13 protein-coding genes are annotated in these 16,006 nt (G+C 61.4%); 11 read left to right on the top strand and 2 right to left on the bottom strand.

The window, feature by feature from the left end:
* Positions 1–21: 21 nt before the first annotated feature.
* From murG to FHU29_RS16285, 9 genes are all read left to right on the top strand, one after another.
* Complete coding sequence (gene murG, locus FHU29_RS16325) at positions 22–1,158, top strand: undecaprenyldiphospho-muramoylpentapeptide beta-N-acetylglucosaminyltransferase (protein WP_083962162.1); 1,137 nt, start codon at positions 22–24, stop codon at positions 1,156–1,158.
* Positions 1,159–1,214: 56 nt separating this feature from the next.
* Entirely contained in the window at positions 1,215–2,675 is a 1,461-nt protein-coding gene (gene murC / locus FHU29_RS16320; RefSeq protein WP_064439474.1) for a UDP-N-acetylmuramate--L-alanine ligase, read from the top strand.
* An 84-nt stretch (positions 2,676–2,759) separates the two neighbouring features.
* The gene (locus FHU29_RS16315; RefSeq protein WP_083962161.1) at positions 2,760–3,407 is read left to right on the top strand and encodes a cell division protein FtsQ/DivIB; all 648 of its coding nucleotides are present in this window, start codon (positions 2,760–2,762) and stop codon (positions 3,405–3,407) included.
* Between the two features lie 231 nt (positions 3,408–3,638).
* Positions 3,639–4,874 (top strand): cell division protein FtsZ, encoded by a 1,236-nt coding sequence (gene ftsZ / locus FHU29_RS16310; RefSeq protein WP_064439183.1) that lies wholly within the window; start codon positions 3,639–3,641, stop codon positions 4,872–4,874.
* A gap of 54 nt (positions 4,875–4,928) precedes the next feature.
* Positions 4,929–5,633 carry a peptidoglycan editing factor PgeF gene (gene pgeF / locus FHU29_RS16305; protein ID WP_064439182.1) on the top strand — a complete coding sequence of 235 codons (705 nt, stop codon included), beginning with the start codon at positions 4,929–4,931 and terminating at the stop codon, positions 5,631–5,633.
* 2 nt (positions 5,634–5,635) lie between these two features.
* Positions 5,636–6,379, top strand: coding sequence for a YggS family pyridoxal phosphate-dependent enzyme (locus tag FHU29_RS16300; RefSeq protein WP_183377590.1), 744 nt, complete (start codon positions 5,636–5,638; stop codon positions 6,377–6,379).
* Between the two features lie 94 nt (positions 6,380–6,473).
* Positions 6,474–7,166: a cell division protein SepF gene (locus FHU29_RS16295; RefSeq protein ID WP_064439181.1), complete on the top strand. Its 693-nt coding sequence runs from the start codon at positions 6,474–6,476 to the stop codon at positions 7,164–7,166.
* A gap of 97 nt (positions 7,167–7,263) precedes the next feature.
* Complete coding sequence (locus FHU29_RS16290) at positions 7,264–7,560, top strand: YggT family protein (RefSeq protein ID WP_013806135.1); 297 nt, start codon at positions 7,264–7,266, stop codon at positions 7,558–7,560.
* 55 nt (positions 7,561–7,615) lie between these two features.
* Positions 7,616–8,362, top strand: a complete 747-nt coding sequence (locus FHU29_RS16285) for a DivIVA domain-containing protein (protein WP_064439180.1) — start codon at positions 7,616–7,618, stop codon at positions 8,360–8,362.
* A gap of 11 nt (positions 8,363–8,373) precedes the next feature.
* Here the strand turns inward: FHU29_RS16285 and treY are convergent, their stop codons facing one another.
* Positions 8,374–10,701, bottom strand: coding sequence for a malto-oligosyltrehalose synthase (treY, locus tag FHU29_RS16280; protein ID WP_064439179.1), 2,328 nt, complete (start codon positions 10,699–10,701; stop codon positions 8,374–8,376).
* Positions 10,698–12,812 carry a glycogen debranching protein GlgX gene (gene glgX, locus FHU29_RS16275; protein ID WP_064439178.1) on the bottom strand — a complete coding sequence of 705 codons (2,115 nt, stop codon included), beginning with the start codon at positions 12,810–12,812 and terminating at the stop codon, positions 10,698–10,700. The genes treY and glgX overlap by 4 nt, the downstream gene beginning before the upstream one ends.
* Before the next feature lie 267 nt (positions 12,813–13,079).
* Between glgX and glgC the strand changes: the two genes are divergently transcribed.
* Both glgC and pgm read left to right on the top strand, forming a co-directional pair.
* A complete protein-coding gene (gene glgC / locus FHU29_RS16270) occupies positions 13,080–14,324 on the top strand; it encodes a glucose-1-phosphate adenylyltransferase (RefSeq protein WP_064439177.1) in 1,245 nt (414 codons plus the stop codon).
* 25 nt (positions 14,325–14,349) lie between these two features.
* Entirely contained in the window at positions 14,350–16,005 is a 1,656-nt protein-coding gene (gene pgm / locus FHU29_RS16265) for a phosphoglucomutase (alpha-D-glucose-1,6-bisphosphate-dependent) (protein ID WP_064439176.1), read from the top strand.
* Position 16,006 lies beyond the last annotated feature (1 nt).

Raw genomic sequence — 16,006 nt, 5'->3', positions numbered from 1 at the left:
TGAACTAGGTGATAGGGGTGCGTGGGAGTGACAGAGTCCAGAGGCCGACCGGTTTCGGTCGTGCTGGCCGGTGGCGGGACTGCTGGCCACATCGAGCCAGCGATGGCGGTCGCTGACGCCCTGCGCAGCATCGACCCAAATGTCCGGATCACTGCGCTGGGAACCGAACGTGGTCTCGAAACGAAGCTCATTCCGGAGCGTGGATATGCCCTGGAACTCATCCCGCCGGTGCCGCTGCCGAGAAAACCGTCTCGTCAAATGCTCGGCCTGCCGCGTCGCGTGCGCCAGGCTGTTAAACAGACGCGGGCGGTACTCGACAAGGTAGAGGCCGATGTGATCATTGGTTTCGGCGGTTACGTGTCGCTGCCTGCTTATCTCGCCGCAGGTCCCGGATTTCTACGTCGCCGTAGTCGTATTCCCATTGTTGTACACGAAGCAAACGCGAGCGCAGGTCTCGCGAATAAGGTCGGAGCCCGGCGCGCGTCACGTGTTCTGACAGCGTTTCCAGAATCCGGACTACCGAATGGGGAGATGGTCGGAATTCCCGTCCGGGCGGCAATCACCGGTCTCGACCGCGTCGCACTAAGAGGGCAAGCGCGGGAGAGCTTCGGACTTGATCCGGAAGCGACAACGCTTCTGGTCTTCGGCGGTTCACAGGGCGCACGATCACTCAATGAAGCGGTCTCTGCTGCGGCTCCGGACCTCGCGGCAGCAGGTATTGGGGTGTTGCACGCCCACGGGCCAAAGAACTCTCTCGATGTGCCGGACGTGGATAGCGGCCCGCCCTACGTGGCTGTGCCGTACTTGAGCCGGATGGACCTTGCTTATGCCGCTGCGGACGCGGTGGTGTGCCGGTCAGGGGCAATGACGGTCGCTGAGGTTTCGGCGGTCGGCTTGCCGGCGGTGTATGTCCCACTGCCGCATGGCAATGGGGAACAAGAACTCAATGCCAGGCCTGTCGTCGCGGCAGGCGGGGGGATCATCGTGTCTGATGGCGATCTGTCTCGAACGCGGGTGGTCGATACGATCATTCCAATGTTGCAGGATAAGGACCGGTTGCGGCGAATGAGCGAGAACGCAGCCGATGCCGGGCACCGGTCCGCGGCTGCTGAGGTAGCGAAGATCGTGATGGATGTCGCGAGAGGAGACCGCGCGTGACCGAACAGAGTCTCGATAGTCCCACTGACCTTCCTCCCGAACTGCGGCGCGTCCACATGATTGGCATTGGTGGCGCTGGGATGTCGGGCATCGCCCGCATTTTGATGGCTCGTGGAGGTGCTGTCTCCGGTTCAGATGCGAAAGATAGCCGGGTCCTGCTCGATTTGCGTGCGCGCGGCGCTGAAGTGCGGGTTGGGCACGATGCCGCTGCTCTGGATCTTATCGATGGTGGCCCCACGATGGTGGTGAGCACCCAGAGCGCGATTCCGAAGACCAACCCCGAACTGGTCGAAGCGCAGCAACGCGGAATTCCGACGAGTTACCGCCCCGACGTCTTGGCCACATTGATGCGGGGGAGCACACCCGTCCTCGTTTCGGGTACACATGGAAAGACTTCGACAACGTCGCTGCTGGTCGTTGCGCTGCAGCACTGCAAACTGGATCCGTCATTCGCGGTTGGCGGTGAGCTCAACGAAGCTGGCACCAACGCGCACCATGGCACTGGTGAGGTGTTCGTGGCGGAAGCTGATGAAAGTGACGGTTCTCTGCTGCGCTACGAGCCAGGCGTGGCCATCGTGACTAACATCGAAGCGGACCATCTTGACTACTTCGGCTCCGCTGAGGCCTACGTGCGGATTTTTGACGACTTCGCCGGTCGTATGCAGCCCGGCGGCCTCATGGTTGTGTGCCTTGACGATGCTGGCGCCGCCGCCTTCGCGGAACGCGCCGCGGCACGGGGAATCAGGGTCGTTGGTTACGGTTCTGGCGAAACGGTGCCGACTGGAGTTGAACTCGGTGTGCGGCTCATCAACTGGGAAGCGCGTGATGGTGGTGGCGCTGGCCAGATCCATATCGCGGGTGAGCACAGTCCCAGAGCCATGCGGCTCGCAGTACCTGGACGGCACATGGCACTGAATGCACTCGGAGCGTTCCTTGCGGCGCGTGAGGTCGGGGCGTATACCGACGAAATTCTCGAGGGTCTTGAGGGGTTCGGCGGTGTGCGCCGCCGCTTCCAGTACACCGGGCGTGAAGCCGGGGTACGCCTGTTTGACGACTATGCGCACCACCCCACTGAGGTTCGGGCAGTTCTGTCCACCGCGCAGGACATGGTGGCGCAGGAGCACGCGGCCGACCCTGAGACACCACAGGGCAGGGTGGTAGTCGTGTTCCAGCCGCACTTGTACTCGCGCACGCAGACCTTCGCGTCGGAGTTCGCTGCTGCGCTTGGCATCGCTGACGAAATCATCGTCCTCGATGTTTACGGTGCCAGGGAAGAGCCGGTACCGGGCGTTACCGGTGAACTCATTGCACGTCAGGTGGCGAAGCCCGCGTATTTCCAGCCTGATGTGTCAGAGCTTCCGCGTCAGGTGGCGAAGCTGGCTAGCGCTGGGGATGTTGTCCTCACGATGGGGGCAGGCGATGTCACAATGCTGGGCCCATCGATTCTGGATGCCCTGCGCGCGAAACGGAACCATTTGCGTCCAGGAGCGTCAAACACCCGGGGAAACTCGGGGTAGCAGGTGAGCTCGAGAACAGCCCAGCGACCACGGCGACAGCAGCGGAATCCACGAGAGGGACGGCCTCGGCTGGCGCGCGTCAAAATGATCCTGATCATCGTGCTCGCAGTGTCGGCAGTTGCTGGAGTTGGCGCGGCGGCCTACTTCACGCCTGTACTGGCAGTCCGCAGCATCGATGTCGAAACCGGCCCGACAGTTCCAGATGAGATGGTTCGCGCGGTCGTCGATGTTGCACCTGAAACGCCACTGCTGCAGGTAAGCACGCACGATATCGCATCTCGTGTGGCGGAACTGCCCAAGGTTGCAGAGGTGGCGGTGAAGCGCAGTTATCCGTCAACGCTGCGAATCCTGGTCACTGAGCGTGTTGCCGCAGTGTTCTACGACAATCCGGCTGGGCCCCATCTAATGGATTTAGACGCGGTAACTTACGCGATCGAACCGCCGCCCCCTGGCGTTCCCCGGCTGGTAGTTGACGAACCCGGAGCGGACGACTCCGCGACTAGGTCCGCGCTCTCTGTGCTTTCCTCGCTCGCACCCGAAATGCGTGAGCAAGTCGTGGAGGTCAGTGCCGAGTCGCCTGCCGACGTGCGTTTACTGCTTGAGGACGGTCGCACCGTAATCTGGGGCAGCTCAGAAGGCACTGAGCGTAAAGCCAGAGTCGCGAACGCTCTCCTCACGCAGCCGGGGCAGGTTTACGACGTGTCGAGTCCAGATCTGCCAACAATCCGCTGACGCTTCCACGCAGCACGACACGGTCAACGTTTCGCGAAGAAGAAATAACTGTGCAGTCTCGGCGCGCCTAATGGAGATCGTCTTGCGTCATGCCTAGCGTTTCCGAGCAGTCAGGTACTTGACATAACTCTAACCCTGTGGTTGAGGTTTAGAGTTTAGGGTTCGAGTTCCCGGCCCCCGAAGGTCCACAAAGAACGCTGGTAGAGCAAGACACATGGAAGGCGAGAGCCCATGACGCCCCCGCACAACTACCTCGCCGTTATCAAAGTCGTCGGCATCGGCGGCGGTGGGGTCAACGCAGTAAACCGAATGATCGAAGCGGGACTCAAAGGTGTTGAGTTCATCGCGATCAACACGGATGCGCAAGCGTTGCTGATGAGCGACGCTGACGTGAAACTCGATGTGGGTCGTGAACTCACACGAGGTCTCGGCGCAGGTGCAGACCCCGAAGTCGGCCGCAAAGCTGCGGAAGATCATAAGAACGAAATTGAAGAAGTCATCAAAGGCGCAGACATGGTCTTCGTTACCGCCGGGGAGGGCGGCGGTACGGGTACCGGAGGCGCCCCGGTGGTTGCGAGCATCGCTCGAAAGCTCGGCGCGCTGACAGTCGGTGTTGTCACCCGGCCGTTCTCTTTTGAGGGCAAGCGCCGCGGAGGTCAGGCGGAGGCTGGTATCGCCTCACTGCGCGAGTCCTGCGACACGCTCATTGTCATCCCGAATGACCGCCTGCTGCAGCTCGGTGACGCAGCAGTCAGCCTCATGGATGCCTTCCGCTCAGCAGACGAGGTTCTCCTCAATGGTGTGCAGGGCATCACTGACCTGATCACCACTCCGGGTCTCATCAACGTCGACTTCGCCGACGTCAAGGGTGTGATGTCCGGAGCGGGTACCGCGCTAATGGGTATCGGTTCATCCCGGGGTGAGGGTCGCGCTGTCAAGGCAGCTGAGGCGGCGATCAATTCACCACTGCTCGAGGCATCCATGGACGGTGCGCACGGTGTGCTCCTGTCCATCGCCGGTGGCTCTGATCTCGGTCTGTTCGAGATTCATGACGCGGCAAGCCTGGTTGAAGAAGCTGCTCACGTCGATGCGAACATCATCTTCGGAACAGTGATCGACGACTCCCTCGGCGACGAGGTTCGGGTCACGGTCATCGCCGCAGGCTTCGATGGAGCCCCACCGGCCCGGAACATTCGTGACGAGCGGCGTGAGCCCACACGACAGGCGGCCTCACGCCCTGCACCTGAGAACACCCGGCGCGCCGCTCCTGAGGCTCCTGCAGGACGCGAGTTTTCATCCTCTCGCAACCGCTTCAGCGGTGATTTGCCTCCAATCCCAGCAGGTAATGGTCGTCGCGGGGATGCCCCCTCCCGGCCCGATCAAGTACCCGCAGGATCTGGACAGGGCCGCGGCCGCTACAACGACGATTTCGACGACGATTTCGACGTTCCGCCGTTTATGCGGTAACGATTATGGCCCTTCATCGGGCGATAATCGGGGGAGTTGATTAGGGGGGGCGAGATGCCAGTTCGGTGGAAGATCACTACACGGTCGGGCGGCATCTCCCAACCCCCTTACGACTCCCTCAACCTCGGCGTTCACGTCGGTGACGCACCGGACGCTGTTGCGGAGAACCGCCGGCGGCTCGCTGCGGACCTCGGCGTGGGCGGCGATCGTGTGATCTGGATGGACCAGGTGCATGGCACGCAAGTCGCAGTAGTCGAGCGCCCTTCTTCGGAGCCACTTACCGAAACCGATGCGGTTGTCACCGCGAAGCCCGGCCTCGTTCTCGCAGTATTGACCGCTGATTGCGTGCCAGTGCTGCTCGCCGATGAAACGGCATGTGTGATAGGGGCCGCGCATGCCGGAAGGGTCGGCGCGAAGAACGGGGTCGTGAAGGCAGTGATCGGCCAGATGGCCAGCATGGGGGCAGACCCTGGCCGTATCACTGTTCTTCTCGGTCCATCGGCGTGTGGCCGGTGTTACGAGGTCCCTGATGAGATGCGTGCAGACGTAGAGCGGCACCTGCCGCGGAGTTCATCGACGACTCGGTCCGGTACCCCATCGATCGACCTGCCCGCCGGACTGGAGCGGCAACTGAGAAGTTTCGGGATTCGCGAGATCCGGCAAGACCCCCGTTGCACGATCGAGGATCCAACGTTGTACAGTCACCGCCGCACTGCGCCCACGGGGCGGTTCGCGTCGCTGATCTGGATGACGGAGTAACTGTGGATGATGTATTGAGTACTGCGCGCGCTCGGGAGATCGCCGATGCCGTCACTGCTCAGCGTGACCGGCTTCGTGATGCGTGCAGTGCGGCTGGCAGAGCCGAGCGGGAAGTCGAGCTACTTCCGGTGACGAAATTCTTTCCCGCCAGCGACGTGCAGATCCTTTATCGCCTTGGCTTCCGTCACTTCGGTGAGGCACGCGCGCAGGAGGCAGCAGCCAAGGTGGAGGCGTTTGCGGAACTCGAGCCAGGCGCTGACGTGCGGTGGCACATGATCGGCCGATTGCAGCGCAAGAAAGCGAGTGGAATCGCGCGCTGGGCAAGTTCAGTGCAGTCAGTCGACAGCAGCAAGCTCGTCACGGCGCTCGAGCGTGGGGTCCAGTCCGCACTGGAGAGGGGCGACCGAGTGTCAGACCTCTCGATCTACCTGCAAGTCAGTCTTGATCAGGATGAGCAGCGCGGGGGAGCGCCCCCGAGCGAACTGGAAGCTCTTGGCGAGCAGGTTGCCGGGGCGAAGGGGCTGAGACTGGCGGGCTTGATGTGTGTCCCACCGCTCAGTGCGGTGCCGGAAGAAGCGTTCGCAGAACTCGGTGCCATCCATGAACGATTTGTGGCGCGGTTCCCTTCCGCAGTGGAGCTTTCGGCCGGAATGTCGGGTGACGCGGAAATCGCTGTGCGACACGGCTCTACCTGCGTGCGTGTCGGTACCGCATTGTTGGGTCTCAGAACGATAACCTCGCCGTAATTGAACGATGGTGAACTGCCCGAACACCCAAATGCGCGGACTACATCCACCTATCCCGACACAGCCTTTTCGCCCCTGCCAAGGAAGGTCATCTATGAGCACTCTGCAGAAGATCAAGGAGTACTTCGCGCTAGTACCGCCCGCGGAGTATGAGGACGACTACCTTGATGAGCCTGAGCACCCTCGCGGACGCATGCGCCGCGATGAGGAGATGCCGGGCTATCGTCCTGGTACGTACGTACCACCCCGTCGGGGTGAGCGCGACGACTACCCGCGCGGCGGTTTTGACCGGGATGGGTACGAGCGTGATGGTTTCGACCGTGAGGGTTTCGACCGCGACCGCTTCGGCGTGGACCCCCGTGCAGCCCGTGGCCCGCAGCCTGGACCAGCTCCTGAGGACTTTGGCCGCGCACCACTCAGGCAGCCACTGCAGCGGGCGCCACGCGTTGATCGGCACGAGGGAGGCCCGGACCGCCGTCCTGCGGCCGTTATGGAGGAAGGCAGCCAGTTGGGCAAGATCACCACGCTCCGTCCGCGCGACTACAGTGAGGCGCGCACCATCGGTGAACAGTTCCGCGAAGGCGTACCTGTGATCATGGACCTCAATGACATGCCAGGCGCGGATGCGAAGCGATTGGTCGACTTTGCTGCAGGATGCGCCTTTGCGCTGAACGGCAGCTTTGAGAAGGTGGCGTCCAAGGTGTTCTTGCTGTCACCAGCTGACATCGATGTCTCGGCCGAAGATCGTCGTCGCATCGCAGAAACCGGGTTCTATCAGGCCCGTTGATTCCTCATTGTCCGCCGCATAGGGCGGCGGGCGATGCTGGCGCTTGCGAAGCGCTGGCGGGTTTGAACCTTCTCGTGAAGTCAGGCAGAGTGGCAGAGTGCTGATCCTTGTAGTGATCTCGAATCTTCTGTTCTTCTACTCGCTTTTCCTCATCGCGCGGGTGGTCATCGAGTTCATCCGGATGTTCGCGCGGGATTGGCATCCCACGGGCGCGATTGTTGTCATCCTGGAGTTCATCTTCACCATCACAGATCCGCCGATTAAGTTCCTCCGGAAGTTCATTCCACCGATCCCTTTAGGGTCGGTACGGCTGGATCTGTCTGTCCTCATCCTGCTGATCGGAATCATGGTGGTGCAGAGTGTCATTGGCGGCATCATTGCGAGCAACGCGTAGGGTTGGGTCCGATAAGTGCGTTGTGCAACAGACCTGTGAGGAAGGTTAGGGAGACATGCGTCTGACTCCGGCGGACGTCCACAATGTGGCGTTCAAAAAGCCGTCGCTTGGTAAGCGGGGTTACGACGAAGACGAAGTCGACGTCTTTCTCGATCTTGTTGAGCAGGAACTTGCACGCTTAGCTGACGAGAATGGTGATCTGCGTGAGCGCGTTACCGAACTCGAATCGAAGCTGGCGAACGTTAACAAGCACGAGGGCTCTGGTGAGGCGGCCAGCGCTCAGGCAGCGAAGATCATCGGCCTCGCGCAGGAGATGGCTGATCGTCTGACGTCTGATGCTCGTCAGGAAGCGGATTCGACGCTGACGGACGCGAAGGAAAAGTCCAAGACGATGCTCACCGAAGCGCGCGATAAGTCCGCTGCGATGGTGAAGGATGCCCGCGAGAAGGCAGAGACGATCGTCACGGCCGCGCGTGAGAAGGGCGACGGTGAACTATCCGCTGCTCAGGAACGTGCGGAGTCGCTCCAGTCTGATGCCGAGCGTCAGCACACAGAGATCTTGGGTGCGATAAATGAGCAGCGCCGCGTACTTGAAGGGCGGATCGATCAGCTCCGCACATTCGAGCGTGAGTATCGGGTGCGGCTTAAGGCGTACCTGGAGTCGCAGCTCGAAGATCTGACGTCGATGACCTCCGGAAGCCAGCCGGTGCCGCGCCCTGCGCACGACGAGGATGAGCCAGAAATTGTCGACGAGGAGTCCGAATCGTCGGCCCAGGCAGAACTTGTGAGCAACGGCAGTTAGGGCCGATGGGTCTAGGACTGCGAGAGCAGCGCGACTGGGTAGGTCCCTAGGAGGGTTGGCGCGTCGACCGTGCCTGTGTGGTCGATCCCTGTGAGCCTATCCGTCCATGCGCCAGCAGGAAGCGTGATCGTGGTGTCTGCCCAATCTTGCTGTGACCGAACCGCGGTAAACCGAGCTGCGATTGCGACGATCTCGGGAGGCTGCTCTGGTCGTGACCGGCTGAAGCCTGCCACGAATGTTTGATCAGGCGCCACCGGTGCGTAGCCGCCGCCGATGAACGCGGCGGGCCGCTCGCGCCGCAGCTTCAGTGTCTCCCGAACCAGTCGTAGTTTCGTGAGCCATGCAGGTTCGCTCGATGAGGGAGGCACCCGGCTGACTTGGCGGAGCGCGAAGTCGAACCGGGGGTAACTGACGAAACGACGGTTGTCCGGATCGGTGAGCGAGTCCTCCCACATTTCAGTGCCCTGGTACACGTCGGGAATGCCGGGACCGGCGAGCTGGAACAGTTTCTGCCCTAGCGACACGGCGTGCGCGTGCGGGCTGATCCGAGCGACAAACGAACTGATGAGCGCGGCGGAGCTGCCGTCGCAGATCTCCCCGATCCAGTTGATCAGCGAGTCTTCGAAATCCGAATCCGGCGTGCCCCACCCCGAGCGAATTCCCGCTTCACGGGCCGCTTTGACGGCGAAGTCAGCGAGACGATCGCGAAGGGCAGGGGAGGGCGGACCAGCTTCTGGCCAGACGCCGATGATGTTCTGCAGCAGAAAGTAGCCGGTCGCGCGGTCAGGGGCAGGCTGAACTGCGTCGCAGGCACGGGCGAGTTCCCCGAACTGTTCGGGGAACTGAGTGAGAACGCTGATTCTGGCCCGCACATCCTCGCCGCGCTTCGCGTCGTGCGTTGAAAGGGTCGTCATCGTGCGGGGCCACGTTTCCGCGGTGCGCTTAAAGAACGCATGGAGCTCATCACTGGCCGTCGCTAGGCGGCTCGGGTCTCCGCCCATCTCGAGGAGCGAGATGAGCCGAGTTGCCCGGTACGCGAGGGGGCCTTCTGTCGCGATGGACATTGCGCCCGCGCTGAGCTGACTGAAACGGCTGAGTATCTCTGGCTCGTCGAGGGACGCCCGAAGCTTCTGCGCCGCCGCGCCAATTTCAGCTCCGCGCGCGGTGACAGTGTTGAGGGCGCTCGTCAGGTGAGCGAAATGATCGCTGGAATCCGCGCGGTAGACAGGAAGCTCAGCGATCGTCTCGATGATGGCTTCCGTAGTCGCGCTGAGATCCGATTCGGTGGTGCTGACAGCACGGCTCACCCGGTTGAGTTCAGGTTTGAGCGGACCAGCGGCAGCGGCAATTTTCAGTTCGCGCGTCGCGGTGGCGATTGCCCCCGCATCCCAACTGCTGCCAGTGAATTCGTGCGCGAGCTGCTGAAGAGCATCGGCACTGCCTGGATCGTTGAAGACACCGCCGATCTCGCGCAGCGTTTCGTACCCCGTGGTGCCGTCAACTGGCAGTTGTGGGTCGAGTTCTTCGTTGCTGCCGATCACTTTCTCCACGACGAGTAGCTTGTCCGCGCCGAGCAGATCGCGAAGCCAGTGGATGTATTGTTCTGGCCGGGCGAGGCCATCGAGGTGGTCGACTCGTACACCGTCAAGCACACCTTCCGCAGTCAGCTCTCCGATTAGCTGGTGGGTAGCCTCAAAGACTCGTTTCTCTTCCTGCCGAAGTGCTGCCAGTTCGTTGATTCCGAGAAAGCGGCGGAAGTTCGGACCGTCGCGCCAGTCGATCAGGCGATAAAGCTGCCGATCGTGCACCGCATGCGCGGTACCGCCGTGTGTCCCGGGGCCCACGGGATACTCGACACCATGGACCCGAAGCACGTCGCCGTCGAGTTCAAGATGCTCGAGCTCGCTGATGTTTCCGAGAGCTGGAAGCCGAAGCCGGCCTTCGGGATCCGAGTCCCAGTCGATGTCGAAGTAGGCTGCGTAGCGAGACTCTCGCCCGTGCGTGAGGACATCCCACCACCACCGATTGCTGGCCGGTTTAGCGACCCCCATGTGGTTCGGGACGATATCGCCGATCAGTCCGAGTCCCGCCGCGTGAGCCTCATCAGCGAGGCACTGCAGCCCCTCGCGTCCGCCCAGGACATGGGCGACCGAACCGGGGTCTACGACGTCGTAGCCATGGGCTGAACCATCGACGGCGGTGAGGAACGGTGAGAGGTAGAGGTGGCTCACACCGAGCTCACGGAGGTACGGAACCAGCCCAGCAGCGTCGTGAAATGTGAAACCCGCAGACAGAGCGGTCGCAGCGCGCAGCTGCAGCCGGTATGTGGAGGTGATCACGAGCTTTTCGCTTTCCGCAGCACCGCCATCGCGCGAGCTTCCACAGTGATCGGTTTTCCAGCCGTAATGGGTTCGATCGCTCTCATATCGGCTGGGGATTCGAGGTTTGTATCAACGACAACCTCCCATTCCTTTGCGTACTTGCCGTCTGGAGTGATGAAGTCGAGAGGTTCGTGGTGCGCGTTGAAACAGAGCAGGAACGAATCGTCGACGATGCGGTGGCCACGCTGGTCTGGTTCGTGGATACCTTCTCCGTTGAGGAAGACTGCGAGTCCCCTGCCGAACCCGCTATCCCAGTCCTCGAGGGTCATTTCGTCCCCGGTGGGTGTGAGCCACGCGATGTCTCGGGTCTGGTCGCCGGTCCGGATGGGACGTCCTTCGAAGAACCGCCTCCGCCGGAACACCGGGTGGGCTTTGCGCAAGGCGATGATTTGCGCGGTGAATTCCACGAGGTCCCGGTTTTCGTCGGCGAGTGACCAGTCCATCCACGCCAGTTCTGAATCCTGGCAATAGACGTTGTTGTTTCCCTGTTGGGTGCGGCCCATTTCGTCGCCGTGGAGCAGCATGGGAACACCCTGGCTGAGGAGCAGTGTTGTCAGCAGATTTCGGCGTTGACGCGCGCGCAGGGCGAGGATCTCGGGATCGTCTGTGGGGCCTTCGGCTCCGCAGTTCCATGAGCGGTTGTGGCTCTCCCCATCTTGGTTGTTCTCGCCGTTGGCGTCGTTGTGCTTCTCGTTGTAGGAGACGAGATCGTTCAGCGTGAAGCCGTCGTGGGCAGTGATGAAGTTGATGCTGGCGTGGGGGCGGCGGCCAGTGGTCTCGTAGAGGTCTGACGATCCAGTGAGGCGCGACGCGAATTCCCCAAGTGTGGCGGGTTCACCACGCCAGTAATCTCGGACAGTATCGCGGTACTTACCGTTCCATTCGGACCAGAGGCCGGGGAAGTTGCCGACCTGGTAGCCGCCTTCGCCGATATCCCAAGGTTCGGCGATGAGCTTCACTTGGCTGACGACAGGATCTTGCTGCACGAGATCGAAAAATGCGCTGAGGCGGTCGACGTCGTGAAGTTCCCGCGCGAGCGTCGCGGCAAGATCGAACCGGAAACCGTCAACGTGCATGTCCAGAACCCAGTAGCGGAGTGAGTCCATGATCAATTGCAGTGTGTGGGGGTTACGGACATTGAGGCTGTTGCCGGTGCCCGTGTAGTCCTTGTAGTAGCGACGGTCGTCGTCGAGCAGGCGGTAGTAGGCTGCGTTGTCGATGCCGCGGAAGTTGATCGTGGGGCCAAAATGGTTGCCTTCTGCGGTGTGGTTGTACACCACGTCGAGAATGACTTCGATGCCTGCTTCGTGGAACGCCTTCACCATCGTTTTGAACTCTGCCACCCCAGCCCCCGGCTTCGCGCCCGCAGCATATTCGTGGTGCGGCGCGAAAAATCCGAAGGTGTTGTACCCCCAATAGTTGCGCAGACCCTGGTCACGCAGAACTTGATCTTGCAGGAACTGATGAACCGGCATGAGTTCGATCGCAGTCACACCCAGGCGGGTGAGGTGATCAATGATGACGGGATGCGCAAGGCCGGCGTAGGTCCCTCGCAGATCGTCGGGCACGTCCGGGTGGGTCGCGGTCATGCCTTTGACGTGCGCCTCATAGATCACTGTCTCGTGGTAGGGGCGCTTCGGCGGTCGATCGTTCGCCCAGTCGAAATACGGGTTGACGACCACGGAGGTCATTGTGTGGCCGAGTGAATCGAGACCATATCCGCGCTCTGAAAGCAGCGAGAGATGCCCATCAAAATCCCCCGTGAAGGCCTTTCCATAGGGATCAAGGAGAAGCTTCGCCGGGTCGCACCGATGTCCCGCCGGGAGATCGAAGGGTCCGTGCACGCGGTATCCATAGCGCTGCCCGGGATTGACGGACGGCGCGTAGCAGTGCCAGACGTGTCCGTCGACTTCTTCGAGTCGAATGCGTTCCTCGGTGCCGTCTTTCGCTATCAGACAAAGGTCGACCGCTTCTGCGATCTCCGAAAATAGGGAAAAGTTAGTACCGGCGCCGTCGTAGGACGCGCCGAGCGGGTAGGACGAGCCCGGCCATACGGGTTTCGAAGCCATATCTAAACAGTAGACGTTTGCCTGTGTTCTGTTACGCCCGAGTGATGGGGGGCACTACCGACGCGTGGTGTGGTCAATACGCGTCCAACGCCACGCCCGAAGGTGCCCGTGTGTATGTGGTTGTAGCCGAGTAATTCGGGCAATAAGGCGGCGATCTGACGCCCCAATCTCGTGGTGTTAGATTGTGACGAGTACCACAATTTAAACAACACCCACGATGGGCATTTTCACCACAAGTGACAGTGCCGGTCTGGGAGGAGGCACCTAATGCTGATTGATACCGGCGACGTCCTGGCCATTGTTTTAGCAGGTGGGGAGGGCAAGCGGCTGATGCCGCTGACTGCCGACCGAGCCAAACCCGCTGTTCCGTTCGGCGGAACGTACCGTTTGATCGACTTCGCACTTTCTAATCTGGTGAATGCGGGCATCAGGAAGATCGTTGTTCTCACCCAATACAAGTCCCACAGCCTCGACAGGCATGTCTCCCTGACCTGGCGGTTACCTTCAATGCTGGGGGACTTCGTCGCGCCTGTCCCAGCGCAACAGCGGACGGGGCCGCGCTGGTTCGCGGGCTCCGCCGATGCGATCTATCAGTCGCTCAATCTGATTTACGACGAGCGGCCAAAGTATGTGGCCGTATTCGGCGCTGACCATATCTACCGTATCGATCCGCGCGACATGATCGCCGAGCACGTCGAGTCGGGTGCTGCGGCCACTGTGGCCGCGATCAGGGTCCCGATTGAAGAGGCGAGTCAGTTCGGCGTGATTGAAACCGATCAGGCCGGCGAGAAGATCGCGGCGTTCCGGGAGAAGCCTTCGGATGCGATTGGCTTGCCGGACGCTCCAAACGAGGTCTACGCCTCGATGGGCAACTATGTTTTCACCACTCAAGCACTGGTTGACGCAGTGAAACGTGACGCAACGAATATCGGATCGAGCCACGACATGGGTGGCGACATCATCCCGGCATTCGTCAGTTCGGGCAGCGCCTACGTGTATGACTTCGCGACGAACTACGTGCCCGGCAGCACGGACCAAGATCGCGGCTACTGGCGGGACGTGGGCACGATCGACTCGTACTACGCAGCGAGCATGGACGTCGTTGCCGACAACCCGGGCTTCAACCTGTACAACTATCGCTGGCCGATCCTGAGCCACCAATCTCCGCGGCCGCCCGCGAAAGTGGTTTCGTCCCACGGTCATACGCCTGAACTTCAGAATACGATCCTCGCGCCAGGTGCAATCCTTGCGGGCGCGCGTGTGAACAGGTCACTTGTGTCTCCGGATGTCAGAATTGGTCCGGGCGCAGAGGTTGACGGCTCAGTGCTGTTCAACAATGTCGTGATCGGAGCGGGCGCAGTCGTGCGCAACGCGATTCTCGACAAGAACGTTGTAGTTCCGCCTGGCGCGACGATCGGTGTTGATCTCGAGGAAGACAGTGCCACCTACACAGTGAGCAAGGGTGGCGTGGTTGTGGTCGCAAAGCAGCAGCCGACTGATTCAGGGCTCTGAAACCGACTGTGCAAGGAGAAATGCCATGCCGATCCATCCGAGAGCGGGCGAACATGCACGCGCCGAGGACCTCATCGACGTTAACGCGCTGATCAGCGCCTACTTTGATAACAAACCCGATCCGGCGGAACCGGGTCAGCGCGTTGCCTTCGGAACGTCGGGACACCGCGGCTCCAGTACCAATAACTCCTTTAATGAAGCGCACATCCTCGCTGTCAGCCAGGCACTGTGCGAGTACCGCGCAGGCGAGGGTGTCGCTGGCCCCCTCTTCTTGGGGCGGGACACGCACGCCCTGTCCGATCCCGCCGCTCAGACCGCCCTGGAGGTGTTTGCTGCCAACGGCGTGACCGTGCTCGTCGACAACCGTGACGGCTTTACCCCCACCCCCGCGCTCTCGCATGCGATTCTGACCTACAACGCGGGGCGGGGAGCTAACGGCAAATCGGCGCAGGCGGATGGCGTGGTGATAACACCGTCGCACAATCCGCCCGGTGATGGCGGGTACAAATACAACCCGCCTCACGGCGGTCCAGCGGACTCCGACGCGACGCGGTGGATCGAGAACCGAGCGAACGAGCTGCTCACCGACCTTGGCTCAGTGAAGCGCATGCCGTATGAGCGTGCCCTCGAGGCAGAGACCACGCAGCGCTATGACTTCCGCGGCAGCTACATCGGCGATCTTCCGGCGATTGTCGATCTCGAACAGATCAAAAACTCCGGAATCCGGATAGGTGCCGACCCGCTCGGCGGCGCGAGCGTCGACTATTGGGCTGAAATCGCTGCGCGACACGATATTTCGCTGACGGTGGTGCAGCCCGAGGTCGATCCAGCCTGGGGGTTCATGACCTTGGACTGGGACGGCAAGATCCGCATGGACTGCTCCTCGGCGTACGCGATGGCGTCGCTCGTCGACCAGCGGGCGAACTACGACCTCGCGACGGGCAATGACCCCGACGCCGACCGGCACGGCATCGTCACCCCCGATGCTGGTCTGATGAACCCCAACCATTTTCTCGCGGTCGCTATCGACTACCTAGTGCGTCACCGGCCGAGCTGGCCAGCAGGCGCCGGTATAGGTAAAACGGTCGTGTCGTCATCGATGATCGATCGAGTTGTTGCGGACCTCGGCCGTCCTCTCGTGGAAGTTCCGGTGGGGTTCAAATGGTTCGTTCCGGGCCTTGTGAACTCGTCAATCCTTTTCGGCGGCGAAGAAAGCGCAGGCGCGTCGTTCCTTCGCAAGGACGGAAAAGTCTGGACGACAGATAAGGACGGCATCGTGCTTTGCTTGCTGGCCGCGGAGATTCTGGCCGCAACGGGCCGCACCCCCAGCCAGCATTACACCGACCTCACCGCGAAGCATGGTGAACCTGTGTACGAGCGAACAGACGCACCGGCGACGCGCGAAGAAAAGCATGTGCTCGCACAATTGTCACCCCACCAGGTGACGGCCACAGAACTTGCGGGAGAGCCGATTACGGCGATCCTCACCGAGGCTCCCGGCAATGGAAAACCTATTGGCGGGCTCAAAGTGTGCACCGATTCGGGCTGGTTTGCAGCGCGCCCTTCAGGCACTGAAGACGTGTACAAGATTTACGCGGAATCGTTCAAAGACCGCGACCATTTATCTCAGATTCAGGCCGAGGCGCGGGCAGTGGTGTCCGCGGCGCTCGGCGGAAAGTGAT

The organism is Hoyosella altamirensis (assembly GCF_014191505.1).
Lineage (GTDB): Bacteria > Actinomycetota > Actinomycetes > Mycobacteriales > Mycobacteriaceae > Hoyosella > Hoyosella altamirensis.
Note: the sequence above shows the minus strand (reverse complement) of the source record. Positions and strands in the feature narration are given on the sequence as shown.

Bases quoted from the DNA above. Each gene is read 5' to 3' on its own strand.
- FHU29_RS16315 (WP_083962161.1), top strand. From the start codon at position 2,760: ATGATCCTGATCATCGTGCTCGCAGTGTCGGCAGTTGCTGGAGTTGGC.
- glgC (WP_064439177.1), top strand. From the start codon at position 13,080: ATGCTGATTGATACCGGCGACGTCCTGGCCATTGTTTTAGCAGGTGGG.
- glgX (WP_064439178.1), bottom strand. From the start codon at position 12,812: ATGGCTTCGAAACCCGTATGGCCGGGCTCGTCCTACCCGCTCGGCGCG.
- murC (WP_064439474.1), top strand. From the start codon at position 1,215: ATGATTGGCATTGGTGGCGCTGGGATGTCGGGCATCGCCCGCATTTTG.
- ftsZ (WP_064439183.1), top strand. From the start codon at position 3,639: ATGACGCCCCCGCACAACTACCTCGCCGTTATCAAAGTCGTCGGCATC.
- FHU29_RS16295 (WP_064439181.1), top strand. From the start codon at position 6,474: ATGAGCACTCTGCAGAAGATCAAGGAGTACTTCGCGCTAGTACCGCCC.
- pgm (WP_064439176.1), top strand. From the start codon at position 14,350: ATGCCGATCCATCCGAGAGCGGGCGAACATGCACGCGCCGAGGACCTC.
- pgeF (WP_064439182.1), top strand. From the start codon at position 4,929: ATGCCAGTTCGGTGGAAGATCACTACACGGTCGGGCGGCATCTCCCAA.
- FHU29_RS16285 (WP_064439180.1), top strand. From the start codon at position 7,616: ATGCGTCTGACTCCGGCGGACGTCCACAATGTGGCGTTCAAAAAGCCG.